This window comes from Pseudomonas sp. 2(2015), from assembly GCF_000955865.1.
Taxonomy (GTDB): domain Bacteria; phylum Pseudomonadota; class Gammaproteobacteria; order Pseudomonadales; family Pseudomonadaceae; genus Aquipseudomonas.
The window spans coordinates 1-676 of record NZ_JYOF01000043.1; the positions used below are offsets into that span (position 1 = coordinate 1).

Genomic DNA, 676 nt, shown 5'->3' on the forward strand with positions numbered 1-676 from the left:
AAGCTCCAGTTGCCGCTGCCGTCGGCAGTGGTTTGACCAATCGGGTTGCCGCTGCCGTCGGTAAGGTTGACCTTGGCGCCCGCTTCGGCGGTGCCGCTGATGACTGCACCATTGCTCGGGTTGACGACCGGTGCACCGGGGGCCACGGCGTCGACCGTGGTGCTGCCTTGCAGGCTGGTGTTGCCGGCAGCGTCCTGGGCTACGGCATTGACCACCGTGCCGTTGGCAAGTGGCGAGCCCGGGGTGTAGCTCCAGTTGCCGCTGCCATCGGCCGTCACCTGACCAATCGGGTTGCCGCTGCCGTCGGTGAGGATAACCTTGGCACCGGCTTCAGCAGTGCCGACGATGACCGCGCCGTTACTCGGGTCGATCACCGGCGCAGCCGGGGCCACCGCGTCAATGGTAGTGCTGACCGGGCTGCTGGTGTTGCCGGCCGCGTCCTGGGCCACGGCATTGATTACCGTGCCATTGGGCAAGGGGCTGCCTGGGGTGAACGTCCAGTTGCCGCTGCCGTCGGCCGTTACCTGGCCAATCGGGTTGCCGCTGCCATCGGTAAGGATGACCTTGGCACCCATCTCGGCGGTACCGCTGATGACCGCGCCATTGCTCGGGTTGATCACCGGCGCGGCAGGCGCCACGGCATCCACCGTGGTGCTGCCCGGGCCACTGCTGTTGC

At 67.5% G+C, this 676-nt stretch carries 1 protein-coding gene; it reads right to left on the reverse strand.

Going from position 1 to position 676, the window contains the following annotated elements; genetic code table 11:
- Window positions 1–676, reverse strand: a 676-nt coding sequence (locus UB48_RS26785; RefSeq protein ID WP_045202388.1) for an Ig-like domain-containing protein, incomplete at both ends; no start/stop codon positions are given.